This window comes from Kitasatospora phosalacinea, assembly GCF_000717185.1.
GTDB lineage: Bacteria > Actinomycetota > Actinomycetes > Streptomycetales > Streptomycetaceae > Kitasatospora > Kitasatospora phosalacinea_A.
This window is the reverse complement of the sequence record NZ_JNYE01000026.1, coordinates 46,435-69,771: the sequence shown is the minus strand read 5'-3', so window position 1 is coordinate 69,771 and position 23,337 is coordinate 46,435. Positions and strand designations below refer to the sequence as shown.

General features: G+C 73.2%; 23 protein-coding genes, 5 tRNA genes and 1 pseudogene. 20 read left to right on the top strand and 9 right to left on the bottom strand.

Annotated features, from left to right (window positions below):
* Window positions 1-51: 51 nt before the first annotated feature.
* The 3 genes and pseudogenes from OO57_RS13890 to OO57_RS13885 form a co-directional block, all read right to left on the bottom strand.
* On the bottom strand, window positions 52-498 hold the full coding sequence (locus OO57_RS13890) for a DUF742 domain-containing protein (protein ID WP_033252722.1): 447 nt from the start codon (window positions 496-498) through the stop codon (window positions 52-54).
* A 193-nt stretch (window positions 499-691) separates the two neighbouring features.
* Window positions 692-886: pseudogene (locus OO57_RS41040) on the bottom strand (roadblock/LC7 domain-containing protein); the annotation flags it as partial.
* Between the two features lie 10 nt (window positions 887-896).
* On the bottom strand, window positions 897-4,865 hold the full coding sequence (locus tag OO57_RS13885; RefSeq protein ID WP_051777518.1) for a nitrate- and nitrite sensing domain-containing protein: 3,969 nt from the start codon (window positions 4,863-4,865) through the stop codon (window positions 897-899).
* Between the two features lie 524 nt (window positions 4,866-5,389).
* Between OO57_RS13885 and OO57_RS13880 the strand changes: the two genes are divergently transcribed.
* The 8 genes from OO57_RS13880 to OO57_RS13845 all read left to right on the top strand — a co-directional run bounded on the left by OO57_RS13880 (window position 5,390) and on the right by OO57_RS13845 (window position 8,645).
* Window positions 5,390-5,596 carry a hypothetical protein gene (locus tag OO57_RS13880; protein ID WP_033252721.1) on the top strand — a complete coding sequence of 69 codons (207 nt, stop codon included), beginning with the start codon at window positions 5,390-5,392 and terminating at the stop codon, window positions 5,594-5,596.
* 104 nt (window positions 5,597-5,700) lie between these two features.
* A complete protein-coding gene (locus OO57_RS13875; protein WP_033252720.1) occupies window positions 5,701-6,501 on the top strand; it encodes a fumarylacetoacetate hydrolase family protein in 801 nt (266 codons plus the stop codon).
* Complete coding sequence (gene gltX / locus OO57_RS13870; protein WP_051777515.1) at window positions 6,494-8,008, top strand: glutamate--tRNA ligase; 1,515 nt, start codon at window positions 6,494-6,496, stop codon at window positions 8,006-8,008. The genes OO57_RS13875 and gltX overlap by 8 nt, the downstream gene beginning before the upstream one ends.
* A gap of 200 nt (window positions 8,009-8,208) precedes the next feature.
* Window positions 8,209-8,280 (top strand) — tRNA-Gln (locus tag OO57_RS13865).
* A gap of 19 nt (window positions 8,281-8,299) precedes the next feature.
* Window positions 8,300-8,372 (top strand) — tRNA-Glu (locus OO57_RS13860).
* A 35-nt stretch (window positions 8,373-8,407) separates the two neighbouring features.
* Window positions 8,408-8,480: transfer RNA gene (locus tag OO57_RS13855), tRNA-Glu, on the top strand.
* A 13-nt stretch (window positions 8,481-8,493) separates the two neighbouring features.
* Window positions 8,494-8,566 (top strand) — tRNA-Glu (locus tag OO57_RS13850).
* A gap of 4 nt (window positions 8,567-8,570) precedes the next feature.
* A tRNA-Gln gene (locus OO57_RS13845) sits at window positions 8,571-8,645 on the top strand.
* Window positions 8,646-8,804: 159 nt separating this feature from the next.
* Here the strand turns inward: OO57_RS13845 and OO57_RS13840 are convergent.
* Window positions 8,805-9,518 carry an IclR family transcriptional regulator gene (locus tag OO57_RS13840; RefSeq protein WP_014138216.1) on the bottom strand — a complete coding sequence of 238 codons (714 nt, stop codon included), beginning with the start codon at window positions 9,516-9,518 and terminating at the stop codon, window positions 8,805-8,807.
* A 233-nt stretch (window positions 9,519-9,751) separates the two neighbouring features.
* On the opposite strand from OO57_RS13840, the gene leuC reads away from it, so the two are divergent.
* From leuC to OO57_RS13820, 4 genes are all read left to right on the top strand, one after another.
* The gene (gene leuC / locus OO57_RS13835; RefSeq protein ID WP_033252719.1) at window positions 9,752-11,173 is read left to right on the top strand and encodes a 3-isopropylmalate dehydratase large subunit; all 1,422 of its coding nucleotides are present in this window, start codon (window positions 9,752-9,754) and stop codon (window positions 11,171-11,173) included.
* A gap of 3 nt (window positions 11,174-11,176) precedes the next feature.
* Window positions 11,177-11,773, top strand: a complete 597-nt coding sequence (gene leuD / locus OO57_RS13830; RefSeq protein ID WP_033252718.1) for a 3-isopropylmalate dehydratase small subunit — start codon at window positions 11,177-11,179, stop codon at window positions 11,771-11,773.
* A gap of 134 nt (window positions 11,774-11,907) precedes the next feature.
* A complete protein-coding gene (locus OO57_RS13825) occupies window positions 11,908-12,198 on the top strand; it encodes a hypothetical protein (RefSeq protein ID WP_380325618.1) in 291 nt (96 codons plus the stop codon).
* A 133-nt stretch (window positions 12,199-12,331) separates the two neighbouring features.
* The gene (locus tag OO57_RS13820; RefSeq protein WP_033252717.1) at window positions 12,332-13,009 is read left to right on the top strand and encodes an HU family DNA-binding protein; all 678 of its coding nucleotides are present in this window, start codon (window positions 12,332-12,334) and stop codon (window positions 13,007-13,009) included.
* A 266-nt stretch (window positions 13,010-13,275) separates the two neighbouring features.
* Here the strand turns inward: OO57_RS13820 and OO57_RS13815 are convergent, their stop codons facing one another.
* Complete coding sequence (locus tag OO57_RS13815; protein ID WP_033252716.1) at window positions 13,276-14,028, bottom strand: GntR family transcriptional regulator; 753 nt, start codon at window positions 14,026-14,028, stop codon at window positions 13,276-13,278.
* 140 nt (window positions 14,029-14,168) lie between these two features.
* Here OO57_RS13815 and OO57_RS13810 point away from each other — a divergent pair, with 140 nt between their 5' ends.
* On the top strand, window positions 14,169-14,414 hold the full coding sequence (locus OO57_RS13810) for a hypothetical protein (RefSeq protein WP_033252715.1): 246 nt from the start codon (window positions 14,169-14,171) through the stop codon (window positions 14,412-14,414).
* Window positions 14,411-14,824, top strand: a complete 414-nt coding sequence (locus OO57_RS43805) for a hypothetical protein (protein WP_033252714.1) — start codon at window positions 14,411-14,413, stop codon at window positions 14,822-14,824. The genes OO57_RS13810 and OO57_RS43805 overlap by 4 nt, the downstream gene beginning before the upstream one ends.
* Window positions 14,825-14,857: 33 nt before the next feature.
* Here OO57_RS43805 and cofC read toward each other — a convergent pair whose 3' ends face one another.
* Window positions 14,858-15,787 carry a 2-phospho-L-lactate guanylyltransferase gene (gene cofC / locus OO57_RS45460; protein WP_418909884.1) on the bottom strand — a complete coding sequence of 310 codons (930 nt, stop codon included), beginning with the start codon at window positions 15,785-15,787 and terminating at the stop codon, window positions 14,858-14,860.
* Window positions 15,788-16,003: 216 nt separating this feature from the next.
* On the opposite strand from cofC, the gene OO57_RS13795 reads away from it, so the two are divergent.
* Genes OO57_RS13795 through OO57_RS13785 form a run of 3 tightly spaced genes read left to right on the top strand, consistent with a single transcriptional unit; the run spans window position 16,004 to window position 18,975 of the window.
* Entirely contained in the window at window positions 16,004-16,804 is an 801-nt protein-coding gene (locus OO57_RS13795; protein WP_051777514.1) for a lysophospholipid acyltransferase family protein, read from the top strand.
* A gap of 14 nt (window positions 16,805-16,818) precedes the next feature.
* Complete coding sequence (locus OO57_RS13790; RefSeq protein WP_063737558.1) at window positions 16,819-17,802, top strand: NAD(P)H-dependent glycerol-3-phosphate dehydrogenase; 984 nt, start codon at window positions 16,819-16,821, stop codon at window positions 17,800-17,802.
* A 30-nt stretch (window positions 17,803-17,832) separates the two neighbouring features.
* Window positions 17,833-18,975, top strand: coding sequence for a D-alanine--D-alanine ligase family protein (locus OO57_RS13785; protein WP_033252712.1), 1,143 nt, complete (start codon window positions 17,833-17,835; stop codon window positions 18,973-18,975).
* Window positions 18,976-18,991: 16 nt separating this feature from the next.
* On the opposite strand, the gene OO57_RS13780 is transcribed toward OO57_RS13785, so the two are convergent.
* Both OO57_RS13780 and OO57_RS13775 read right to left on the bottom strand, forming a co-directional pair.
* Entirely contained in the window at window positions 18,992-19,531 is a 540-nt protein-coding gene (locus tag OO57_RS13780) for a DUF3515 domain-containing protein (protein WP_051777511.1), read from the bottom strand.
* A gap of 19 nt (window positions 19,532-19,550) precedes the next feature.
* Window positions 19,551-19,784 (bottom strand): Lrp/AsnC family transcriptional regulator, encoded by a 234-nt coding sequence (locus OO57_RS13775; RefSeq protein ID WP_033252711.1) that lies wholly within the window; start codon window positions 19,782-19,784, stop codon window positions 19,551-19,553.
* 189 nt (window positions 19,785-19,973) lie between these two features.
* On the opposite strand from OO57_RS13775, the gene OO57_RS13770 reads away from it, so the two are divergent.
* The 3 genes from OO57_RS13770 (at window position 19,974) to thiD (ending at window position 22,961) form a co-directional block, all read left to right on the top strand.
* Complete coding sequence (locus tag OO57_RS13770; protein WP_033252710.1) at window positions 19,974-20,942, top strand: thiamine-phosphate kinase; 969 nt, start codon at window positions 19,974-19,976, stop codon at window positions 20,940-20,942.
* Window positions 20,943-21,094: 152 nt separating this feature from the next.
* Window positions 21,095-22,120, top strand: coding sequence for a 6-phosphofructokinase (locus OO57_RS13765; protein ID WP_033252709.1), 1,026 nt, complete (start codon window positions 21,095-21,097; stop codon window positions 22,118-22,120).
* A 31-nt stretch (window positions 22,121-22,151) separates the two neighbouring features.
* Window positions 22,152-22,961, top strand: a complete 810-nt coding sequence (gene thiD / locus OO57_RS13760; protein ID WP_033252708.1) for a bifunctional hydroxymethylpyrimidine kinase/phosphomethylpyrimidine kinase — start codon at window positions 22,152-22,154, stop codon at window positions 22,959-22,961.
* 147 nt (window positions 22,962-23,108) lie between these two features.
* On the opposite strand, the gene rpmB is transcribed toward thiD, so the two are convergent.
* Window positions 23,109-23,294, bottom strand: a complete 186-nt coding sequence (rpmB, locus tag OO57_RS41035; protein WP_014138233.1) for a 50S ribosomal protein L28 — start codon at window positions 23,292-23,294, stop codon at window positions 23,109-23,111.
* Window positions 23,295-23,337 lie beyond the last annotated feature (43 nt).

The following is a 23,337-nucleotide window of genomic DNA, read 5'->3' as shown; positions in this document are numbered from 1 at the left end:
GCGACGACGATCTTGGCGGAGGTGGTGGCGCGGCTGGGGGCGGCGGCCGCGTTAGAGCTTGCGAAGTCCACTGAGGACCCTTTCGAGCAGCGTGACGTCAGGCGTACCGCCCGACTCGCCCGCGGCGGCGGGCTGGTGGATGGCGACCAGACCGGCTTCCGCCAGGTCTGCGACGAGGATGCGGGCGACCCCGAGCGGGACACCTGCCAGCGCGGAGATCTCGGCGACCGACTTGACCTCGCGGCACAGCGACACGATGCGGGCGTGCTCGGGGAGCAGGCCGCCCGGAGCGGCGGTGCTGGTGGTCGAGATCAGCGCCTCGATGGCCAGCTGGTAACGGGGGCGGGTGCGTCCGCCGGTCATGGCGTACGGGCGGACCAGCGGCTGCTGCTCGTAGCCGTCCGACTGCTGGCCGCCGTACCCGCCGGCCTGCTGGCCGCCGTAGCCGTTTCCGTACCCGTTGCCGTACGAGCCGGCGGGTGTCGGGGGCGGGGTCATGCGTCCTCCTTGTGCTGCAGTCGTTCGCGGCCGGAGCCCGCGGGGCCGTTGGCTGACGGGCTGCCAGCCACCGTACGGCGAAGACCTGGGGTGGGAGTGCCGGACCCGGGGGTCGGGTGGGGTCCGGCACGGTGAGGGTGGTGCGAAGGAGTCGGGGGTCGGGCGGGACCGGACCGTCAGTGCAGGAGACTGCCCTGGAGCTGCCCGAGGTCAGCGAGGTCAGTCCGGAGGCGACGGCGGCCAGCTGGTCCGCGCGGTCCCGGGGGAAGCCCTCGGACATGCACAGCAGCAGACCGTCGGCGGAGACCACCACGGTGTGGGACACCCCGGGGGTGTTGTCCACGAAATTGGTGATCAGCCAGTTCAGGTTCTGTGCGGCCTGGCTCATCTGGATCAACTCAACGCTCCTGGTGCTCGGGGCCGAAGCCGTTGTTGCCATCGACGTCGGACCGTCCGCCCCGGGCTCCCCGGTAGCCCTCGGACGTCCCGCCGAAGTCGAAGCCCGGCCGCTGCTGCGGACCGGGACCGCCGAAGCCCGGCTGCTGCGTCCCCGCCTGGCGGCCCTGCTGGATGCCGCGGCGCAGGTTGGTCAACCGGCCGCGCACCTCCTCCGGGCTGCGCGAGACCTGGGGACCGGTCAGCGGACTGGCCTCGGCACTGCCGGAGACCAGGTTGGCCTGCGGGGTGCGGCGGGGCAGCCCCGAGGTGGTCAGGCCGTTGGTCTGCGGCTCGCGCATCTGCTCGGCCCGCCGCCAGCGCTCGTCGTTCGCCGACGGGCGCCACGGCGCGTCCGGGTCGCCCTGCGGACCCGCCGGGGCACCGCCCGCGGGAGCGGCGCCGAACGGCGCCGCCGGACGCTGCCCCTGGGCCGGGCCCTGCCCCTGGCCGGGGAACGGACGGCCCTGGGCCGGCTGACCGGGCTGGCCCGGCTGGCCCTGCGGACCGGACGGGCGCTGCGGCGCGGCCGGACGCTGCTGCGGGCCACCCAGCGGCGCACCGCCCTGCGGACCGGTCGGACGCGGCGGCAGGCCCTGGCCCGGCTGGCCCGGCTGACCGGGCTGGCCCTGCGGACGCTGCCGCTCGGCCTGCTGCGGCGCCTGCTGCTGGGGCTGCTGGCCGAGGCCCGGAGCGGAGGTGCCGGGACGCTGCGGCTGGTACGCCCGCGGCCGGAACTGCTCGTGGCCCTGCGCCGGACCGGCCGGAGCGGACGGCCGCTCACCGGCCGTCGGCAGCGCCATCGGCTGCGGACGCTCCGCGAACTGCTGCTGGGGCTGGGGCTGCTGCTGGGACTGCGGCGACAGCGGCGGGACGCCCTGACCGGCCGGGTCCGGCAGCACCGGCTCCACCAGGCCGAGGCCCAGCGGGTCGCGCGGGTCGATGTCGGACGCCTCGAACCGCGGCCGGCCGAACAGGCCGGACTGGTCGCCCGGAGCGGCCTCCAGCGGCGCGGCCGGCTGCTGCGGCAGCGGACGCCGCTGCGGCTGCTCGGCCCGCCCGTGCTGGGTCGGCTCCCCGACCGGACGCTGCTGGCGGCCCTGCTGCGGACCGCCCGGCTGGCCCTGCGGGCCCGACTGGCCCGGCTGCGGACGGCGCTGCGGACCGCCCTGCGGCGGCTGGCCCTGCTGCGGGCCGCCCTGCTGGCCCTGCTGCGGACGCCGCGGCGGCAGACCGCCGCCCGGACCGCCCGGCCCGCCCTGCAGGCCCGGCGCGCCCGAGGCACCCGGCACCCGGCGCGGCGGCAGCCCGCCACCGGCCGGCGCACCCCCGCCCGGAGCACCCGCACCCGGACCGGCCGGGGCCGACGGCCCCGTCCCGCCCTGGGCCGGGTTCTCGCGCAGCGACTGGCCCACCGAACGGGTCGGCAGCCCGCCGGAGCGGCCGCCCTGGGCCGGGCCGGTGCCGAACGCGCCGCCCGGACCGAAGCCGCCGTCGCCCGGCTGGCCGCCGGGCGCACCCTGGCCCGCCCCGGGGCCGCCCGGCGCGCGCCGCGGCGCGGACGGGCCGGAGGACCCGGAGGGGGAGAACAGGTCGGGGCTGCCGCCGACCGGGCCCTGGCCCAGCTGCGGACGGCCCGCGGGGTCGTTCGGGCCCGCCTGGCCGAGCGCGGTGCGCCCGCCGGGCAGGTCGCCGCCGGGGCGGCCCTGCTGGCGCGGCGTCGGCGCCAGGCCGCGCTGCTGCTTGCCGCCGACCTGGCCCGCACCGGCCCCGGCCCCGGCACCGGCGCCCGCACCGGGCCGGTTGCCGCGCCGTTCGGCGGAGTTGGTGACGTCGACCGGCAGCATGACCAGCGCGGTGGTGCCGCCGGAGTCGGACGGGCGGAGCTGGATCCGGATGCCGTGCCGCAGGGACAGGCGGCCGACCACGAACAGGCCCATCCGGCGGGAGACGGAGACGTCCACGACCGGCGGGTTGGCGAGGCGCTCGTTGATGTCGGCGAGGTCGTCGGGGGAGAGGCCGATGCCGGTGTCGTGGATCTCGATCAGCACCCGGCCGTCCGGCAGGGCGTGGCCGGTGACCCGGACCCGGGTCTGCGGGGAGGAGAACGAGGTGGCGTTCTCCAGCAGCTCGGCGAGCAGGTGGACGAGGTCGTTGACGACGCGGCCGGCCACCTCGGCGGTGGGCACCGAGGCGAGCTCGACGCGTTCGTACTGCTCCACCTCGGAGGCGGCGGCGCGCAGCACGTCGACCAGCGGGACGGGGCGGGTCCAGCGGCGGCCCGGGTCCTCGCCCGCGAGGACGAGGAGGTTCTCGCCGTTGCGGCGCATGCGGGTCGCGAGGTGGTCGAGCTTGAACAGCGAGGCCAGCTGGTCCGGGTCCGCCTCGCGGCTCTCCAGCTCGGAGATCAGCGACAGCTGGCGCTGGATCAGGCCCTGGCTGCGGCGCGAGAGGTTGGTGAACATCGCGTTGATGTTGCCGCGCAGCAGCGCCTGCTCGGCGGCCAGTCGGACCGCCTCGCGGTGCACCATGTCGAAGGCGTGCGCCACGTGGCCGATCTCGTCGGCGGAGTCGACGCCGACCGGCTCGACGGTGACGTCGACGTCCTGCGGGTCGCTCTCGGAGAGGGTCTTGACCAGCTCCGGCAGGCGGCGCTCGGCGACGTCCTCGGCGGAGGTCTGCAGGCGGGTCAGCGAGCGCACCATCGAGCGGGCCACCAGGGCGGCGCCGGCGATGGCGACGACGAGCACCAGGGCGACCAGCGAGGCGTTGATCACCGACTCGGTGTCGGCGTCGGACTGGAGCTTCTGGGCCTTGCCGTTCAGGTTCGCCAGCAGGGTGTTCTCGATCGCCCGCTGGGCGGTGATCTTGGCCGTCGACTCCTCGTACCACTGCTGGTAGCTGACGTCGTCGGTCTGCTTGATGCCGTTGGGGGTGAGGACGGCCTTGGAGAACCGGTCGGCCTCGGCGATCACCTTGTTGAAGCTCATCGCGGAGCGCAGCCCGCGCGCCTCGCTGTCGCCGTAGATCGCGGTGAAGTTCTGGGTCGCGTTGTCCTCGGAGTTCATCAGCCGGATGCCGAAGGTCTCGTCGGACGAGGAGAGGCTCGGCCCCGCCGGGTTGGCCAGCGCCGCGGCGATCAGCGCGCGCTGCATGGAGGTGTACTCCTTGGCCAGCGAGAACTGGTAGAGCGAGCGGGTGGCCGTGATCAGCTCGGAGGAGTTCGAGGTGACCGCGATGTCCTGGGTGGCGCCGAGCAGGTCGGTGATGATCGCGTCGTAGTTGGTGATCGTCGCCTGGATGTTGTTCGGGTCCCGGAACGCTCCGGTGCGGGCACCGGAGAGGCTGTTGAGGTCGCGGCGGACCTGCAGCAGGAGGGTCTTGGAACCGGCCAGGTCGAGGTTGTCGAACTTGTCGGCCGCGGCGGTGAACTTCTTGGAGAGCGCGTTGGTGTCGCTCTGCGCCTTGGTGATCTCCTTGTCGGCGGTCGCGGTGCCGCCGGCCGCCAGCGGACCGGCGGAGATGTCGCGCTCGGTCTGCAGGGCGTGCGCCAGGTCGGTCGCGGTCCGGGCCAGCTCGGCCAGGTCGCTCATCTGGGACAGCTCGCGGGAGTTCTCCATCGAGCTCTGCACGCGCAGGCCGCCGAGGACCAGCGCCACGATCACGGGCAGGAAGAGCAGGGCGATCAGGCGGGTGCGGATCCGCCAGTTGCGCATGGCGAAGCGGCTCAGGCCGGTGGCGCGGCGGCGGGTGAGCGTGCCGCGGAGCCTGGCCCGCTTGCTCTTCTTGTCGGCCGACCTGTCGTCGGCCCGTTCCTGCGGCGCACCGTTCGCGCCCTGCGTACCGCTCTCGGCGGCGGGCTCGGCGGGAGCGCCGTACGGCCGCTCTCCTTGGCCCGTCGTCGCCGGTGCCGCCTGGTGGGGGCCGGCCACGGGCTCGCGCGACTCCGGGTCACCCGCGGCGCCGCTGCCCCTCTTGAAACGTCCCTGCACTGGCGTCGCAACCTCTGGACCGGGCGCCCTTCCCCGCCGGGCGGAGATAGGGCGGTGTCGAGTTTTTCCGTGGCATTCCAGCACAGCGGGGGAAGTCCAACAAGGGCCGTTACGACACGGTGTCCTGGGCCACCCTCCGCGCGCGGGGCCTCACGTTCCGTGGTGCATCCACCCCGGAATACGGTCCTTTTCGGACACTCGACATGCCCCGGTCAACGAAGGGGAAGATCAGCTTGTGCGTCGAATGTCCGGGATATCCGCAATGGTGGATTTCGGCATTGGTCCCGAATCTCCGCCTCCGCGCCCTTTGTACCGGTAATTGTGACCAAACTCACAGTCGGATGTGTAGCTTTGGTCACGGCCGCTGTGGAATGGGATCCCTAACCTGACAGGGTTGATCGGAGCCTGCCCAGCGGCGGGCCCGTGCAAAAGTCCGTTCGAGCGAAACAAGGGTGCTGACGCAAATGTCCGAGACGACCACCGAGGCCACCCGTTCCACGGCCAACCCGCGCCGCACCACCCTGGCCTCCGTCGCGGACTTCTCCCAGCTCCCGGGCTCCGCCGCCGACCGCACCGCCCGCGCGTACGCCGCCGAGCTCCCCGCCAGCACCGCCAACCCGCGCCGCACGGTCCTGATGACCGCCCCGGCCCCCCGCCTGCCGCGGGACTGACCCCGGCATCGATAACCTGGTGGCACCAGCCGGGCCCGGTACTGCGGGCCCGGCAGCCGTCCGGGAGCGTCCGGGCGGCCGACGAACCGAGAGGTTGCAGGGCTGTGCGTATCGCCAGGTTCTCCGTCCGCGAAGGGAGCCCCGCGGCGGGCTCGGTCTCCTTCGGAATCATCGAGGGGGACGCCGCGCAGCCCGACTCGCTGGTGGTCCACGCCCTGGCCGGGCACCCCTTCGGCACCCCCCAGCCGACCGGCGAGACCCACCGCCTGCAGGACGTCCGGCTGCTGGCCCCGATGCTCCCCAGCAAGATCGTCGCCGTCGGCCGCAACTACGCCGCGCACGCCGCCGAGCTGGGCAACGAGGTCCCCGCCGTCCCGCTGACGTTCTTCAAGCCCTCCACCGCCGTCATCGGCCCCACCGAGTCGATCGCCTACCCGCCGTTCTCCTCGGACGTGCAGTACGAGGCCGAGCTCGCCGTGGTGATCGGCCGGATGTGCCGCGAGGTGCCGCTGGAGCGCGTCCCCGAGGTGGTCTTCGGATACACCTGCGCCAACGACGTCACCGCCCGCGACGTGCAGCAGCGCGAGGGCCAGTGGGCCCGCGCCAAGGGCTTCGACACCTCCTGCCCGCTTGGCCCCTGGATCGAGACCGACCTCGACCCCGCCGACCTGGCCGTCACCTGCACCGTCAACGGCGAGCTCCGCCAGGCCGGCCGCACCTCCCAGATGGTCCGCTCGGTCGCCGAGCTGATCGTGCACGTCTCCGAGGCGATGACCCTGCTCCCGGGCGACGTCATCCTCACCGGCACCCCCGCGGGCGTCGGCCCCCTGACCATCGGTGACGAGGTCGCCGTCTCCGTCGAAGGCATCGGCACCCTCTCCAACAAGGTGATCAAGCGTGGCTGACAACGTGGCCGACAAGAAGAACCCCGCCGTCCGGGTCCGCTTCTGCCCCTCCCCGACCGGCAACCCGCACGTCGGCCTGGTCCGCACCGCCCTGTTCAACTGGGCCTACGCCCGGCATAACGGCGGCACCCTGGTCTTCCGCATCGAGGACACCGACGCGGCCCGCGACTCCGAGGAGTCGTACCAGCAGCTGCTCGACGCCATGCGCTGGCTCGGCTTCGACTGGAACGAGGGCCCCGAGGTCGGCGGCCCGCACGCCCCCTACCGCCAGTCGCAGCGGATGGACGTCTACGCCGACGTCGCCGAGCGCCTGCGCGAGGCCGGCCACGCCTACCCCTGCTACTGCACCACCGAGGAGCTCGACGCCCGCCGCGAGGCGGCCCGCGCCGCCGGCCGGCCCTCCGGCTACGACGGCCACTGCCGCGACCTGACGGACGGGCAGAAGGCCGCGTACGAGGCCGAGGGCCGCCCGTCGATCCTCCGCTTCCGGATGCCCGACACCACCCTCGCCTTCGACGACCTGGTGCGCGGCCCGATCTCCTTCGACCCGAAGGACGTCCCCGACTACGGCATCGTCCGGGCCAACGGCGCCCCGCTGTACACCCTGGTCAACCCGGTCGACGACGCCCTGATGGAGATCACCCACGTCCTGCGCGGCGAGGACCTGCTCTCCTCGACGCCCCGTCAGATCGCCCTCTACGCGGCGCTGGCGGAGATCGGCGTCGGCAACGGCACCACCCCGCAGTTCGGCCACCTGCCGTACGTGATGGGCGAGGGCAACAAGAAGCTCTCCAAGCGCGACCCGCAGGCCTCGCTCAACCTCTACCGCGAGCGCGGCTTCCTCCCCGAGGGCCTGCTCAACTACCTGGCCCTGCTGGGCTGGTCGCTCGCCGAGGACCGCGACATCTTCGACATCGACGAGATGGTCGCCGCCTTCGACATCGACGACGTCAACGGCAACCCGGCCCGCTTCGACCTCAAGAAGGCCGAGCACATCAACGCCGAGCACGTCCGCCGCCTCGCCCCCGGGGAGTTCGTCGAGCGCCTGGTGCCCTACCTCCAGGCCCCCGGCCTGCTCCCGGCCGAGCCCACCGCCGAGCAGCTCGACCTGCTGGCCAAGGTCGCGCCGCTCACCCAGGAGCGGATGGTCGTCCTCTCCGAGATCGTCACCATGGCCGGCTTCCTGTTCGTCGCCCCCGCCGACTTCGCCGTCGACCCGGAGGACGCCGCCAAGGCCCTCACCGCGGACGCCCGCCCGGTCCTGGAGGCGTCCGTCGCGGCGCTCACCGAGCTGCCGGACTTCACCCCCGACCCGATCCAGGCCGCGCTGCGCGCCGCCCTGGTCGACGGCCTGGGCATCAAGCCCAAGTTCGCCTTCACCCCGCTGCGGGTCGCGGTCACCGGCCGCCGGGTCTCCCCGCCGCTGTTCGAGTCGATGGAGCTGCTCGGCCGCGAGGAGACGCTCCGCCGCCTGCGCGCCGCCCTGGAGCTCCTCCCGGCCTCCTGAGCCGCCTCCCGGACGCCTTCCGGGAGCCTCCCGGACACCTGCGGGCCGCGTCGCTGACCTGGCCCGCAGGTGTCCGGCGCGCTGCCTGCGGTTATCGATTTTGGAGCGGGGCGGGGCGTCGGGTAATGTTCTTTCTGCGCCGCCCGGGCAGGGAGGCGCAAGACACCTGAGGAAGGCCCCGCAGAGGGGTTGAACTCTGGTGGGGTATGGTGTAATTGGCAGCACGACTGATTCTGGTTCAGTTAGTCTAGGTTCGAGTCCTGGTACCCCAGCGCAGCACATCTGCAGTGAGCCCCCGTTGTGTAGTGGCCTAGCACGCCGCCCTCTCAAGGCGGTAGCGCCGGTTCGAATCCGGTCGGGGGTACGCAATTCTTGACAATTGCAGAACGAATGAGTCCCGCCCCCGTTGTGTAGTGGCCTAGCACGCCGCCCTCTCAAGGCGGTAGCGCCGGTTCGAATCCGGTCGGGGGTACTCGCTCATTCGGGCCCCCGTTGTGTAGTGGCCTAGCACGCCGCCCTCTCAAGGCGGTAGCGCCGGTTCGAATCCGGTCGGGGGTACTTTTGGGGTATGGTGTAATTGGCAGCACGAGTGATTCTGGTTCATTTAGTCTAGGTTCGAGTCCTGGTACCCCAGCCAAGAAACGCTCCACAGAACGAGCTCCGGTCAACCGGGGCTCTTTTTGCATGCCCGCCCGCATGCCCGCCCGCATGCCCGCCCGTCCGCTGCCCGCGGGCCCGCGACACGACGAACGCCCTTCCCGGCCGCCGGGAGGGCGTTCGTCGTTCCGGCGGCCGCTCAGCTGCGGCGGAGGGCCTCGGTGAGGCGGTTGGCGGCTTCGATGATGGCCTGGGCGTGCATCCGGCCGGGGTGGCGGGTCAGGCGCTCGATCGGGCCGGAGACCGAGACCGAGGCGACCACCCGGTTGGAGGGGCCGCGGACGGGCGCGGAGACCGAGGCGACGCCCGGCTCGCGCTCGCCGATGGACTGGGCCCAGCCGCGGCGGCGGACGCCGCTGAGGGCGGTGGCGGTGAACCGGGCGCCCTGGAGGCCGCGGTGCAGGCGCTCGGGCTCCTCCCAGGCCAGCAGGACCTGGGCGGCGGAGCCGGCCTTCATCGGCAGCGTCGAGCCGACCGGCACGGTGTCGCGCAGTCCCGACAGGCGCTCGGCGGCGGCCACGCAGATCCGCATCTCGCCCTGGCGCCGGTAGAGCTGGGCGCTCTCGCCCGTCACGTCCCGCAGGTGGGTGAGGACCGGGCCGGCGGCGGCCAGCAGCCGGTCCTCGCCCGCGGCGGCGGAGAGTTCGGCGAGGCGGGGGCCGAGGATGAAGCGGCCCTGCATGTCGCGGGTGACGAGGCGGTGGTGCTCGAGTGCGACGGCGAGTCGGTGGGCGGTGGGCCGCGCCAGACCGGTGGCGGCGACCAGCCCCGCCAACGTGGCGGGGCCCGACTCCAGTGCGCTGAGCACCAGAGCGGCCTTGTCGAGAACGCCGACGCCGCTAGTGTTGTCCATGTCTCGATACTGCAGTCTCAATCAGCGAGACGCAAGTTCAATCTTCCGAGAAAAGCGCCACTCTTGGAGTCAGCAGCCCGGGAGACACCCAGGACGGCACCCCACCAGGGTGTCCGGATCCTGGACGGTCCGGCGTGCAGGTCGCGACTCCAAGCGAGCCTCACAGGGCGGCACGGGACAAGACCTCGACGATCACGAGAAGGCCGGCAGAGCGGCCGGCTGGAGGGAATCCGATGGGACGGACACTCGCAGAGAAGGTCTGGGACGACCACGTCGTCCGGCGCGCCGAGGGCGAGCCCGACCTGCTCTACATCGACCTGCACCTGCTGCACGAGGTGACCAGCCCGCAGGCGTTCGACGGCCTCCGGCTGGCCGGGCGCCCGGTCCGCCGGACCGATCTGACGATCGCGACCGAGGACCACAACACCCCGACCCTGGACATCGACAAGCCGATCGCCGACCCGGTCTCCCGGGTCCAGCTGGAGACGCTGCGCAAGAACGCCGAGGAGTTCGGCGTGCGCATCCACTCGCTGGGCGACGTCGAGCAGGGCGTGGTGCACGTGGTCGGCCCGCAGCTGGGCCTGACCCAGCCGGGCATGACCGTGGTCTGCGGCGACTCGCACACCTCCACCCACGGCGCCTTCGGCGCGCTGGCCTTCGGCATCGGCACCAGCCAGGTCGAGCACGTGCTGGCGACCCAGACGCTGCCGCTGGCCCCGTTCAAGACCATGGCGATCACGGTCGAGGGCGAGCTGCCCGAGGGCGTCACCGCCAAGGACCTGATCCTGGCCGTGATCACCAAGATCGGCACCGGCGGCGGCCAGGGCTACGTCCTGGAGTACCGCGGCTCGGCGATCCGCAGCCTCTCCATGGAGGCCCGGATGACGATCTGCAACATGTCCATCGAGGCGGGCGCCCGGGCCGGCATGATCGCCCCGGACCGCACCACCTTCGACTACCTGCAGGGCCGTCCGCACGCCCCGCAGGGCGAGGACTGGGACGCCGCGGTCGCCTACTGGGAGACCCTGGCCACCGACGAGGACGCGGTCTTCGACGCCGAGGTGTTCATCGACGCGGCCGAGCTGACCCCGTTCGTCACCTGGGGCACCAACCCGGGCCAGGGCGCGCCGCTGGGCGCGAACGTGCCGAACCCGGAGGACTTCGCGGACCCGCAGGAGCGGACCGCCGCCGAGAACGCGCTGAAGTACATGGGCCTGGAGGCCGGCACCCCGCTGCGCGAGGTCAAGGTCGACGCCGTGTTCGTCGGCTCCTGCACCAACGGCCGGATCGAGGACCTGCGGGCCGCCGCGGCCATCCTGGACGGTCGGCAGATCGCCGAGGGCGTGCGCATGCTGGTCGTCCCGGGCTCGGTCCGGGTCGCCCTGCAGGCCGTCGAGGAGGGCCTGGACAAGGTCTTCACCGCCGCGGGCGCCGAGTGGCGGCACGCCGGCTGCTCGATGTGCCTGGGCATGAACCCGGACCAGCTGGCCCCGGGCGAGCGCTGCGCCTCCACCTCGAACCGCAACTTCGAGGGCCGCCAGGGCAAGGGCGGCCGCACCCACCTGGTCTCGCCCCAGGTGGCCGCCGCCACCGCGCTGGTCGGCCGGCTGGCCGCCCCCGCGGACCTGTCCGACAACGTGGCCGTGGAGGTCTGAGCCATGGAGAAGTTCACCACCCACACCGGCCGGGCCGTCCCGCTGCGCCGTTCGAACGTGGACACCGACCAGATCATCCCGGCGCACTGGCTGAAGAAGGTCACCCGCTCCGGCTTCGAGGACGGCCTGTTCGAGGCCTGGCGCAAGGACGAGTCCTTCGTCCTGAACCTGCCCGAGCGCAAGGGCGCCACCGTCCTGGTGGCCGGCCCCGAGTTCGGCACCGGCTCGTCCCGCGAGCACGCCGTCTGGGCGCTGCAGAACTACGGCTTCCAGGCCGTCATCTCCTCCCGGTTCGCCGACATCTTCCGCGGGAACTCGCTGAAGAACGGCCTGCTGACGGTGGTCCTGCCGCAGGAGACCGTCGAGCAGCTCTGGGCGCTGACCGAGGCCGACCCGACCGCCGAGGTCACCGTCGACCTGGAGGCCCGCGAGGTCCGGGCCGAGGGCGTCACCGCGCCGTTCGAACTGGACGACAACGTGCGCTGGCGGCTGCTGAACGGCCTGGACGACATCAGCATCACCCTGCAGAACGAGGCCGACGTCGCCGCGTTCGAGGCGAAGCGGCCCTCCTACAAGCCGCGGACCCAGCCGGTCGCCTGAGCCACCGCTTTCTGACGCAGCGACAACAAGACCCGCCCCCCTCCGGGGCGGGTCTTCGTTGTTCGCAGGGGAGTTCGTCAGCCGGGAATAGACCCTGGTGTAGCGCAACTCCGCACAGATGGCACAATCGTTGCATGCACCACAGTCCCGAACCCCCGTACCAGGACGGCCAACCGGCGTCCGGGGACGGTCAGGACGGTGCTGCCGACTCGGAAGTCACCCTGCTCTACGCACTGGTGGCCGAGCGGTTGAAGCAAGCCCACGCCCGCGTTCACGCGCTGAACGTGTCGACGGACGCAAAGACCGCTCTCACCCGACAACTGCTGATCGTCACCGAGACCGCGAAGCGCGATCTCCCGGGGGCGGCACGGCGGTTGAGTCGCTTTGTGCAGGACCTCGACGAGGGGCGGATGCCTCCCCGGTGAGCACCTCCATGCGCAAATCCATTGCGACACTAGGGTGATTCACGCGTTTGGTAATTGAAAGTCCGCAGATACATACCTAACGTGCGAAAAGAACGGATGGAATCATCCGGCGCCCGTTTCCGAAGGGGAAGACGTGAACAAGGCTCAGCTTGTCGAAGCGGTGGCCGAGCAGCTGGGCGGTCGCAAGGCTGCCGCAGAGGCCGTCGACGCAGTGCTCGACACCATGGTGCGTGCCGTCGTGGCGGGTGACCGCGTCTCGGTCACCGGTTTCGGCACCTTCGAGAAGGTGGAGCGCTCGGCGCGCTTCGCCCGTAACCCGCAGACCGGCGAGCGGGTCAAGGTCAAGAAGACCGCGGTTCCGCGGTTCCGCCCGGGCCAGGGCTTCAAGGACCTCGTCTCCGGCAGCAAGAAGCTGCCGAAGGAGGGCCCGTCGGTCAAGAAGGCGCCCAAGGGCTCGCTCACCCCGGGCAAGTCCGGCGTGGCCGCCACCCCGGCGGCCAAGCGTGCCGCGACCAAGCGCGCCGCCGCCGCGGGCGCCGCCGCGACCAAGAAGACCGCCGCCAAGAAGACCGCGACCACCGCGGCCAAGAAGGCGGCCCCGGCGAAGACCGCGGTCAAGAAGGCCACCACCGCCAAGACCGCGGTGGCCAAGAAGACCAGCGCGGCCGCGACCAAGAAGGCGACCACCGCGGCGAAGAAGACCACCACCGCGGCCACCGCCAAGAAGGCCACCGCCACCGCCAAGAAGACCGCTCCGGCGAAGAAGACCGCCACGCGGAAGACCACCGCGCGCAAGTCCACCGCCAAGTAGTCGCCCGCACCCGGCGCCGGCCCCTCCGGCACCGGGGCACCGGCCGCGCCGGTCCGGCCCGGGTTCCCCCCGGTCCGGACCGGCGCGGCCTTCGCCGTTCCCGGCCCGGGGCGGTCCGGCGGGGCGTCCCTCACCCGTTCGGCCGAGCGGACCGGTTCGGATTCCGCCCGGTCCGGGGCACTGCCGCGCCGGGTTGACGGGGCGTCGGGGCGACGTGCCGTCACCCCGCGGTTCCGCCGGGGAAAAGCGCGGAACGGGCCGGGGAATTACTCCGCCCCCGCCTCCGTATCCGCCAGCGCGAGCTCGTAGCAGATCTCCCAGCGGGAATCCGGAATGACCAGATCCGCGGTCTCCACCGGCCGCCCGGAGTCGTCCAGGTAGGTCCGTTCGATCACGGTCAGCACGTCGCCGGTGGAGAGCCCCAGCAGCGCGGCCTGCTCCGGCGTCGCCCGGGCGGGGCGCGGCCGCTCCAGCGCGCGCACCACCCGCACCCCGATCAGGGCCATCCGCTCGACCACGCTCCGGCGGTGCCACGGGCCGTAGCGGGGGAGGGTCGCCGGGGTGCCGCCGGTGACCGCCATCGGCTCCCAGGAGTCGGCGAGTTGGAGGACCTTGTGGTCCAGCTTGAACTCGTACCGGGTGTGCACCGTCAGGTCGCCGGGGGCGATCCGCAGGCGGCGGGCCACCGTCTCCGGGGCGGGGGTGAGGGCCCCGGTCTCGGACTCCCACTCGCCGTCCGGCGCCGGTTCGCCGGGGAACTCGCCGGGCGTCCGCGAGCGCAGCAGCGGCTGCCGGGGGACCGGCTCGCGGACGTAGGTGCCCGAGCCCGTCCGGCCCTCCAGCAGGCCCTCGCCGATCAGCACCTCCTGCGCCCGCTGCAGCACGTTCGGCCCGACGCCGTAGCTCTCGGCCAGCCTCGCCTGGGACGGCAGCCGCTCGCCGACCGCCCACTCCCCGGCCGTCACCCGGCGGCGCAGGTGGTCCGCGATGCGGAGGTACGGCGGGTCCTGTGAGGGCATCTGGCATCTCCCGGCGAGGGCGAAGACCTGCCGGTCAGCGGCAGGACGGGCGAATCAGCTTGACAATCTAATGCATCAGGTGGAATCTAATGACTTAGATTCACAATGAGTGACCGGCCAACTTCGGGGAGCGGCGTGGCGTGCGAAGCACGAGGGTGTTCGACCTTGCGTCCAGGCTCGCGGCGGCCACGGGGGCCGAAGCCAGGATCATCCAGCTGCCCGGCGGCGGTTACCGGGTGGAAGCCGAACTCCCGGGGGAGCCGGAGGACCACGACCACATGACGGTCCTCCAGGTCCTCTCCCTGGCCGACCGCTACGGGCACCGCTACCGCGCGCGCACCCACACCATCTGGGCCGAATTCGACCCACCCCAGGAGCCACCGTGAAGAACACGCCGCCCGGTTACACCGTCGGCATCGAGGGGATCACCGAGCCGACCTCCTTCCCCGCCCTCGCCCCCGCGCTGTCCTCGCTCTGGCAGACGCTCAACACCCTCCCGCTGGGCTGGACGCAGTACGAGGCCTACCGCTACTTCTTCGGCCCCGGCGCGGCCGAGCGCACCGAGGCGTTCCTCGCGCGGGACGGCGCACTGCAGCTCGGCTTCGCCCTGCTCGGGCGGACGCGGCTGATCCGGGTGCTGCCCGGGGGCGGCGGGCTGCCCCAACTGGTGCCCGCCCCGCTCAAGTTGGTCGACTCGCCGGAGGTCACCGCGCTGCGGCTGGAGGGCCTGGGCGGCCGCGGCAGCCGCGATGGCCGCGACGGCCGCCCGGGGCCGGAGCGGCGGTGGAGCGCCTGAACGGAGCGCTTGAACGGAGCGCCTGACGGGAGGTCAGTCCGCTTCCGGGTCCGGGAAGGTCTGCAGGGTGAGGAAGACCACCCGGCGCTCGGCGCCCTCCCCGGCGGTGCGGATGCGCACGCGCTGGCCGGCCCGGAGCAGACGCAGGCCGCCGGCGTCGAAGGCCGGTGCGTCGAAGGGGACGGGAGTGCCGTCGTCGAGCAGGACCGAGCCGGAGCGGGTGGTCGGGTCGTACGTGAACGCGGTGGCCTGCATGGGAGCCAGCATAGGGCTTCCGAGCAGGGCCGCGGTGGCCGGGCCGAGGCCGAGCAGGCGGGCGGCGGCCAGGTCCGCGGGGGTGTCCACGTCGCGGCGGACGGAGGGGGCGTCGGGCAGCAGCAGCTCGGCGGCGCCGCCCGCCAGGTGGGCGTCCCGGGAGCCGGGCCCGAACGCGGGGCGCAGCGGTTCGCCGGGCAGCCCGGCGAGCAGCACGGTGCCGGTGCCGGGGGCGTCGGCGAGGAAGGCCCGGCCCCGTGCGGGCACCGCGGCCAGCACGCGGGCGAGTTCGGCGGGCCGGAGCGCGGGCAGGTCCGCGGAGAGGGTGGTGACGGGGGAGCGGGGGTGGCGCCGGTGGGCGGCCGCGGCGCCGTGCGCGAGTGCGGGGTTGAGGCCGCCGCCCGGTTCGTCGTCCAGCACGTCGGCCCCCAGCGCGCGCAGCTCCGCGGCGGCGCGCGCGTCCCGGGTGACCACCAGGACGCGGCCGACCAGCGGGCAGGCCAGCGCCGCGGCGACGGTGTCGAGCGCGAACGCGAGGGCGAGCCGGGGCCGCAGCGGGCCCAGCGCGGACAGCCGGCTCTTCGCCCCGGCGAGCGCCTTGACCGGCACGACCACCGACCAGCCGAGCCGCAGGCCGGGCCCCGTGGGGTGCGTCCGCACCGGGGCGGTCGGCCCGACGGCGGCGGGGCGTACGGTGTCCTCTGTCATCGGCGCCATTGTGGCGTCGGCCGGGGCGGCCTGGCCAGCACGTCCCGGCGCCCGGGGCGGCGGGTCGGGGCCGGTCGACCGGCGGTGGTGGTGGCTGCTCGACACAGGCTCGGCTCCCGGGCGAGACTGGTCGGCGCCTCGGAGCCGCTGGTCGGCCCCGGCGAGGAGAGACCGCGGCGCAGTACGGGGCGCCGCACGAGTGAAGAGGAGCCAGGGGTGGCCCGCCGCTCTAACGCCAGGTTCGGAAACGCCGACTACGGGATCTGGTACCGCTTCGCGGCGGTGCTCGTGAAGCCGGTGACCAACGCCCTGGCAAAGGCGGAGTGGCGCGGCTGGGAGCACCTGCCGGAGAAGACCGGGTTCATCGCCGCGGTGAACCACAACTCGGTCATCGACCCGGTGTTCTACGCCCACTGGCAGTACAACTCGGGCCGCCCGCCGCGGATCCTCGCCAAGTCCTCGCTGTTCTCGGTGCCGTTCATCGGCTTCATGCTCCGCAAGACCGGCCAGATCCCGGTGTTCCGGGAGTCCACCGACGCCGCCGAGGCGTTCCGGGCCGCGATCGACGCGGTCGACGGCGGCCAGTGCGTGCAGTTCTACCCGGAGGGCACCCTCACCCGGGACCCGGACCTGTGGCCGATGACCGGCAAGAGCGGCGCGGCCCGGGTCGCGCTGATGACGGGCGCGCCGGTGATCCCGGTGGCGCACTGGGGCGCGCACGAGATCATCCCGCCGTACGGCGAGGGCAGGGGCAAGTACCGGCTGTTCCCGCGGCACAGGGTGATCGTCGCGGCGGGCCCCGCGGTCGACCTGAGCAGGTACCGGGGCCAGGAGATCACCACCCAGGTGCTGAAGGACGCCACCGACGACATCATGGCCGCGATCACGGCCGTGCTGGAGGACATCCGCGGCGAGCAGGCCCCGAAGGAGCGCTACGACATGCGCAGGGCCGCCAGGGACCGGGCCGCCGCGGCCCGGGCCGAGGGCGGGCGCGCCGCCGAGGAGGGCGGCCGGTGACCCGCTGCGCGGTGATGGGGACGGGCTCCTGGGGCACCGTCTTCGCGATGATCCTGGCCGACGCGGGCTGCGAGGTGACCCTGTGGGGCCGCCGCCCGGAGCTGGTCGAGGCGATCAACCGGGAGCACGTCAACCGGGACTACCTGCCGGAGCTGACCCTGCCCGCGGGCGTCCGGGCCACCACCGACGCGGCCGAGGCGCTGGCCGGGGCGGACTTCGCGGTGCTCTCGGTGCCGTCCCAGACGCTGCGTGCCAACCTCGCGCTCTGGGCGCCGCTGGTCGAGCCGCAGACGGCGCTGGTGAGCCTGATGAAGGGCGTCGAGCTGGGCACCGTGAAGCGGATGAGCGAGGTGATCGCGGAGGTCGCCGGGGTCGGCCCGGAGCGGGTCGTGGTGGTGTCGGGCCCGAACCTGGCCGGGGAGATCGCCAACCGGCAGCCCGCCGCGACCGTGGTCGCGTGCACCGACGAGGAGGTCGCCAAGCGCTTCCAGAAGGCCTGCCACACCCCGTACTTCCGCCCGTACACCAACACCGACGTGGTGGGCTGCGAGCTGGGCGGCGCGGTGAAGAACGTGATCGGCCTGGCGGTCGGCATGGCCAACGGCATGGGGCTGGGCGACAACACCAAGGCGACGCTGATCACCCGCGGGCTGGCCGAGACCACCCGGTTGGGCCTGGTGCTGGGCGCCGACGCGCACACCTTCGCGGGCCTGGCCGGGATGGGCGACCTGGTGGCGACCTGCTCCTCGCCGCTGTCCCGGAACAACACCTTCGGCACCAACCTGGGCCGCGGCATGACGCTGGCCGAGACCATCGCCGCCACCAGCCAGACCGCGGAGGGCGTGAAGTCCTGCGAGTCGGTGCTCGACCTGGCCCGGCGCAACGGGGTGGAGATGCCGATCGTCGAGGCCGTGGTGGACGTGGTGCACAAGGGCCGGCCGACCCAGGAGGTGCTGAAGGGGCTGATGGCCCGTTCGGCCAAGCCTGAACGCCGCTGACCGGAATCGGACGGTAGTCTCAACGCCGATATGAGCATCGAACAGTCCTCCCCGAACCAGGCGGCCAAGCCGCGCGTCGCGATCGTCTTCGGCGGCCGCAGCTCCGAGCACGGCGTGTCCGTGGTCACCGCCGCCAGCGTGCTGCGCTCGATCGACCGCAGCAAGTACGAGGTGCTGCCGATCGGCATCACCCACGAGGGCCGCTGGGCCCTGGTCGGCGACGAACCGGCCCGGATGGCCATCACCGACGGCCGGATGCCCGACGTCGACCAGGTCGCCGAGTCCGTCGAGGGCCAGGTCGCGCTGCCCCTCGCCCCCGGCAGCCGCGAGGTCGTGTGGAGCGAGCCCGGCGCCGCGCCGAAGGTCCTCGGCGAGGTCGACGTGGTGCTCCCGCTGCTGCACGGCCCGTGGGGCGAGGACGGCACCCTGCAGGGCCTGCTGGAGCTCTCCGGCGTCCCGTACGTCGGCTCCGGCGTGCTGGCCTCCGCGGTCGGCATGGACAAGGAGTTCACCAAGCGGATCATCGAGTCGCTCGGCCTGTACGCGGGCGAGTACACCGTGGTCAAGCCGCGCGAGTGGGACTCGGAGGCGGGCCGCTCGGCCGCCCGCGAGCGGATCGCCGCGCTCGGCCTGCCGCTGTTCGTCAAGCCCTGCCGGGCCGGCTCCTCGATCGGCATCACCAAGGTCAAGGACCTCGCCGACCTGGACGCCGCGGTCGAGGAGGCCCGCCGCCACGACCCGAAGGTGATCGTGGAGAAGGGCGTCGAGGGCCGCGAGGTCGAGTGCGGCGTGCTGGAGTTCGAGGACGGCCCGCGCGCCTCGGTGGCCGCCGAGGTGCTGGTCGACGGCGACTTCGAGTTCTACGACTTCGAGGCCAAGTACATCGACTCCTCCGAGGTGCGCATCCCCGCCGACCTCACCGCCACCGAGCAGGAGGAGATCCGCCGCCAGGCCGTCGCGGTGTTCGAGGGCCTCGGCTGCGAGGGCCTGGCCCGGGTCGACTTCTTCCTGCTGGCCGACGGCCGCTGGATGGTCAACGAGGTCAACACGATGCCCGGCTTCACCCCGATCTCGGCCTACCCCAAGATGTGGGAGGCCACCGGCGTGCCCTACGCCGAGCTGATCGACCGCCTGCTGGCCGCCGCGCTGCGCCGCTCCACCGGCCTGCGCTAGGCCCGGTCCGGGCCGTTCAGGAGGTCTCGTCCAGGCAGCCCGAGTCGGCCTTCCCGTCCCAGGTCGGGACGGTCGACCGGACGGCGCCGGCGAGCGAGCCCAGCGGGTCCGCGTAGTTGCCGTACGCGCCCGCCGGGACCTCCACCACCACGTACGCCTTGCGCAGCCCGGTGGCGAAGCGGTAGCCGCCGCTGCCGTCCTCGACCATGCCCCAGCTCACCTCGTCGACGCACGGGCCGGTGCGGGTGCCGTCGTCCAGGAACTCCGGCCGGTCCCCGCCGCAGGTCAGCACGGTGCGCGGGGAGGACGCCCAGGCCGCGGTGTACGGGGAGGCCGGGGACGGGTCCCTGCGGGCGTGCCCCAGCACCTCGGCGGGCAGCGCCGCGTCCAGCGCCCGGCAGTACTGCGCGGCGTCCGCGGACGGCTCCGGCGGGGCGACGTCCGGCTCGCCGCTCCAGGACGCGACCAGCCCCGCCGTGCAGGCCAGCAGCACGGCGGGCGGCGCCAGCCAGCGCACCGGGGCGGGCAGGCGGTTCAGCAGGTCACGGTAGGCCACCGCACGATGGTAGGCCGTCCTACAGGCGCACCACCGGACAGGTCAGGGTGCGGGTGATGCCCTCGACCTGCTGCACGTTGGCCACCACCAGGCGGCCCAGCTCGTCGATCGACTCCGCCTCGGCCCGGACGATCACGTCGTACGGCCCCGTCACATCCTCGGCGGTGACCACACCGGGGATCTTGCTGATGGACTCGGCTACCGCGGTGGCCTTGCCCACCTCGGTCTGGATCAGGATGTACGCCTGCACCACGGTGGACCTCCAGGCGGCTTGGGTGGGGGAGTTGCGACCGGCAGTCTGATCACCAACGCTACCGCGCGACCACGCGGACGGGGGAGACCCCGGACGGCCCGGAAGGCGTACGCTGCGCGCGGGGGCGGCCGCTCCCGCGACACGGGGCGCACACCATCGGACAAAACGGGGAACGCGGAGGACGGGCTGATGCAGGGGACCGTGGGCGAACTCGGCGAGTTCGGGCTCATCCGGGAGCTGACCGCACGGCTGCCGATGACCCCGGCGGTGGAGCTCGGGCCCGGTGACGACGCGGCCGTGGTCAAGGCGCCCGACGGCCGGGTGGTCGCCACCACCGACGTGCTGATCGAGGGCCGGCACTTCCGCCGCGACTGGTCCACCGCGTACGACGTGGGCCGCAAGTGCGCCGCGCAGAACCTCGCCGACATCGCCGCGATGGGCGCCGTGCCGACCGCGCTGCTGCTCGGCCTGGTCACCCCCGCCGACCTGCCCATCACCTGGGCCACCGAACTGATGGACGGGCTGCGCGACGAGTGCCAGGTGGCCGGCGCCACCGTGGTCGGCGGCGACGTGGTGCGCGGCGACACCATCACGCTCGCCATCACCGCGCTCGGCGACCTCCAGGGCCGGCGCCCGGTGGTGCGCTCCGGCGCGCAGGTCGGGGACGTGGTCGCGGTGACCGGCTGGCTCGGCTGGTCCGCCGCCGGGCTGACCGTCCTGCAGCGCGGCTTCCGCTCCCCGCGCGCCTTCGTCGAGGCCCACCGCCGCCCCGAGCCGCCGTACCACGCGGGCCCGGCCGCCAGCGAGCTCGGCGCCACCGCCATGGTCGACGTCTCCGACGGGCTGGTCGCCGACCTCGGCCACGTCGCCCGCGCCAGCGACGTCGACATCGACCTGCACGCCGCCGACTTCGACGTCCCCGCGCAGATGGCCGACATCGGGCAGGCCGTCGGCGTCGACCCGCTGGTGTGGGTGCTGTCCGGCGGCGAGGACCACGCGATCGTCGCGACCTTCCCCAAGTCCGCCGCGCTGCCCGCCCGTTGGCGGGTCATCGGCGAGGTCGTGCGGACCGCCAGGCCCGGCCGCGGCGGCACCGTCACCGTCGACGGCGCCCCCTGGGACCGCACCGCGGGCTGGGACCACTTCGCCGAGCAGTAGCCCGCGGGCGGGCCCGCGCTGCCCGGAGGGCTACCGGCTGGTACGGCCCCCGAGCGCGTAGGGTTGCCCCTGTCGGGCGGACCGACAGCGTCGACGGTCCGGTCCACCCACGTACGCGGGGGCGCACCCCCAGGAGCAGGAGCACAGCCACCATGCGAATCGGCGTTCTCACCAGCGGCGGCGACTGCCCCGGCCTCAACGCGGTCATCCGCTCCGTCGTGCACCGCGGCACCGACGTGCACGGCGACGAGATCCTCGGCATCGAGGACGGCTTCCTCGGGCTGATCGAGGGCCGCGCCCGGCCCATCACGCACGAGGACGTCACCGGCCTGCTCACCCTCGGCGGCACCGTCCTCGGCTCCGCCCGGGTGCAGCGCGAGAAGATCCGCTGGGCCGTCGAGAACTCGGAGCAGCTCGCCGCGAACCTCGGCATCGACGCGCTGATCGCGATCGGCGGCGAGGGCACCCTCACCGCCGCCAAGCTGTTCAGCGACGCCGGACTGCCCGTCGTCGCCGTCCCCAAGACCATCGACAACGACATCGACGCCACCGACGTCACCTTCGGCTTCGACACCGCCGTGCACGTCGCCACCGAGGCCATCGACCGGCTCAAGACCACCGCCGAGTCGCACCAGCGGGTCATGGTCGTCGAGCTGATGGGCCGCCACACCGGCTGGATCACCCTCACCGCGGGCATGGCCGGCGGCGCCCACGGCATCCTCATCCCCGAGAAGCCCTTCGACATCGAGGCCGTCGCCCGGATGATCGAGGAGCGCTTCCGGCGCGGCAAGAAGTTCGCCATCATCGCGGTCGCCGAGGGCGCCCAGCCGCTGCCCGGCACGCTGCGCTTCGAGCACGGCCAGGTCGACCAGTTCGGCCACCAGACCTTCGGCGGCATCGGCACCCGGCTCGCCGTCGAGCTGGAGAACCTGCTCGGCAAGGAGGCCCGGCCGGTCATCCTCGGCCACACCCAGCGCGGCGGCACCCCCACCGCCCTCGACCGGGTCCTCGCCACCCGCTTCGGCTGGCACGCCGTCGAAGCCGTCCACAAGGGCGCCTACGGGCACTTCACCGCGCTGCGCGGCACCGAGATCCACCTCACCCCGATCGCCGACGCCGTCGTCCAGCTCAAGACCGTCCCGCAGGACCGCTGGACGGAATCCGAGGCCGTGCTCTGACCCGCCGGGCCGGGTCGGTAGGTTGGGGCGCATGAGCACCTTCGCCGCCGCCCCGCCCCGAGTCCTCACCGTCGCCGGCTCCGACAGCGGCGGCGGTGCGGGCATCCAGGCCGACCTCAAGGCCATGCTCGCCCTCGGCGTCCACGGCATGAGCGTCATCACCGCCGTCACCGCGCAGAACTCGCTCGGCGTCCAGGGCTACTGGGAACTGCCCGCCGAAGCCGTCCGCGCCCAGTACCGCAGCGTCGTCGACGACATCGGCGTCCAGGCCGTCAAGACCGGGATGCTCGCCTCCGTCGAACTCGTCGAGACCGTCGCCGACCTGCTCGCCGACGCCCCCGCCCCCGTCGTCGTCGACCCCGTCGGCGTCTCCAAGCACGGCGACGCCCTGCTCGCCGCGAACGCCGTCACCACCCTCCGCAGCCGGCTCCTCCCGGTCGCCACCCTCGCCACCCCCAACCTGCACGAGGTGACCCAGCTCACCGGGATCACCGTCACCGGCGAGGACGGGATGCTCGACGCCGCGAAGGCCCTGCGCGACCTCGGACCCGACTGGGCCCTGATCAAGGGCGGCCACCTCGAAGGCGAGGCCGCCGACCTGCTGCTCGGCCCCGACGGCGAACCCCACTGGTACCGCGCCCCCCGCCACGACAACCGCCACACCCACGGCACCGGCTGCACCCTGGCCAGCGCGATCGCCGCGCAGCTCGCCCTCGGGGACCCGGTGCCGCAGGCCGTCGCCCGCGCCAAGGCGTACGTCACCGGCGCGATCGCGCACGGCTTCGCGCTCGGCTCCGGCATCGGGCCGGTGGACCACTTCTGGCGGGCCCGGAACTCCTAGGCGAACGCGGGGGAACGCACCGGGGCTCGGGGAACGGCGAGCCCCCGGCGTGCTCCCCCCGCGGCAAAAGCCGAAAGCCGACCACGGTCCCCGGAGGGGCGTGGTCGGCTTACGGGAAAACAGGTGACCGGCGGACCGGTCTGCGCGTCAGCGCGAGACCTTACCGGCCTTGATGCAAGAGGTGCAGACGTTGAGGCGCTTCGGCGTCCGCCCGATCACAGCGCGCACCGTCTGGATGTTGGGGTTCCAACGACGGGGGGTGCGGCGGTGCGAGTGGGAGATGCTGTTGCCGAAGCCCGGGCCCTTGCCGCAGACGTCACAGTTGGCAGCCACAGGAGTCACTCCAAGACTTCAGATCAGGTACTTGAACTAGCCC

Coding starts and splice junctions, on each gene's coding strand:
- OO57_RS13890 (WP_033252722.1), bottom strand. CDS start 498: ATGACCCCGCCCCCGACACCCGCCGGCTCGTACGGCAACGGGTACGGA.
- OO57_RS13880 (WP_033252721.1), top strand. CDS start 5,390: ATGTCCGAGACGACCACCGAGGCCACCCGTTCCACGGCCAACCCGCGC.
- OO57_RS13840 (WP_014138216.1), bottom strand. CDS start 9,518: ATGGACAACACTAGCGGCGTCGGCGTTCTCGACAAGGCCGCTCTGGTG.
- leuC (WP_033252719.1), top strand. CDS start 9,752: ATGGGACGGACACTCGCAGAGAAGGTCTGGGACGACCACGTCGTCCGG.
- leuD (WP_033252718.1), top strand. CDS start 11,177: ATGGAGAAGTTCACCACCCACACCGGCCGGGCCGTCCCGCTGCGCCGT.
- OO57_RS13825 (WP_380325618.1), top strand. CDS start 11,908: ATGCACCACAGTCCCGAACCCCCGTACCAGGACGGCCAACCGGCGTCC.
- OO57_RS13815 (WP_033252716.1), bottom strand. CDS start 14,028: ATGCCCTCACAGGACCCGCCGTACCTCCGCATCGCGGACCACCTGCGC.
- cofC (WP_418909884.1), bottom strand. CDS start 15,787: ATGACAGAGGACACCGTACGCCCCGCCGCCGTCGGGCCGACCGCCCCG.
- OO57_RS13790 (WP_063737558.1), top strand. CDS start 16,819: ATGGGGACGGGCTCCTGGGGCACCGTCTTCGCGATGATCCTGGCCGAC.
- OO57_RS13785 (WP_033252712.1), top strand. CDS start 17,833: ATGAGCATCGAACAGTCCTCCCCGAACCAGGCGGCCAAGCCGCGCGTC.
- OO57_RS13770 (WP_033252710.1), top strand. CDS start 19,974: ATGCAGGGGACCGTGGGCGAACTCGGCGAGTTCGGGCTCATCCGGGAG.
- OO57_RS13765 (WP_033252709.1), top strand. CDS start 21,095: ATGCGAATCGGCGTTCTCACCAGCGGCGGCGACTGCCCCGGCCTCAAC.
- thiD (WP_033252708.1), top strand. CDS start 22,152: ATGAGCACCTTCGCCGCCGCCCCGCCCCGAGTCCTCACCGTCGCCGGC.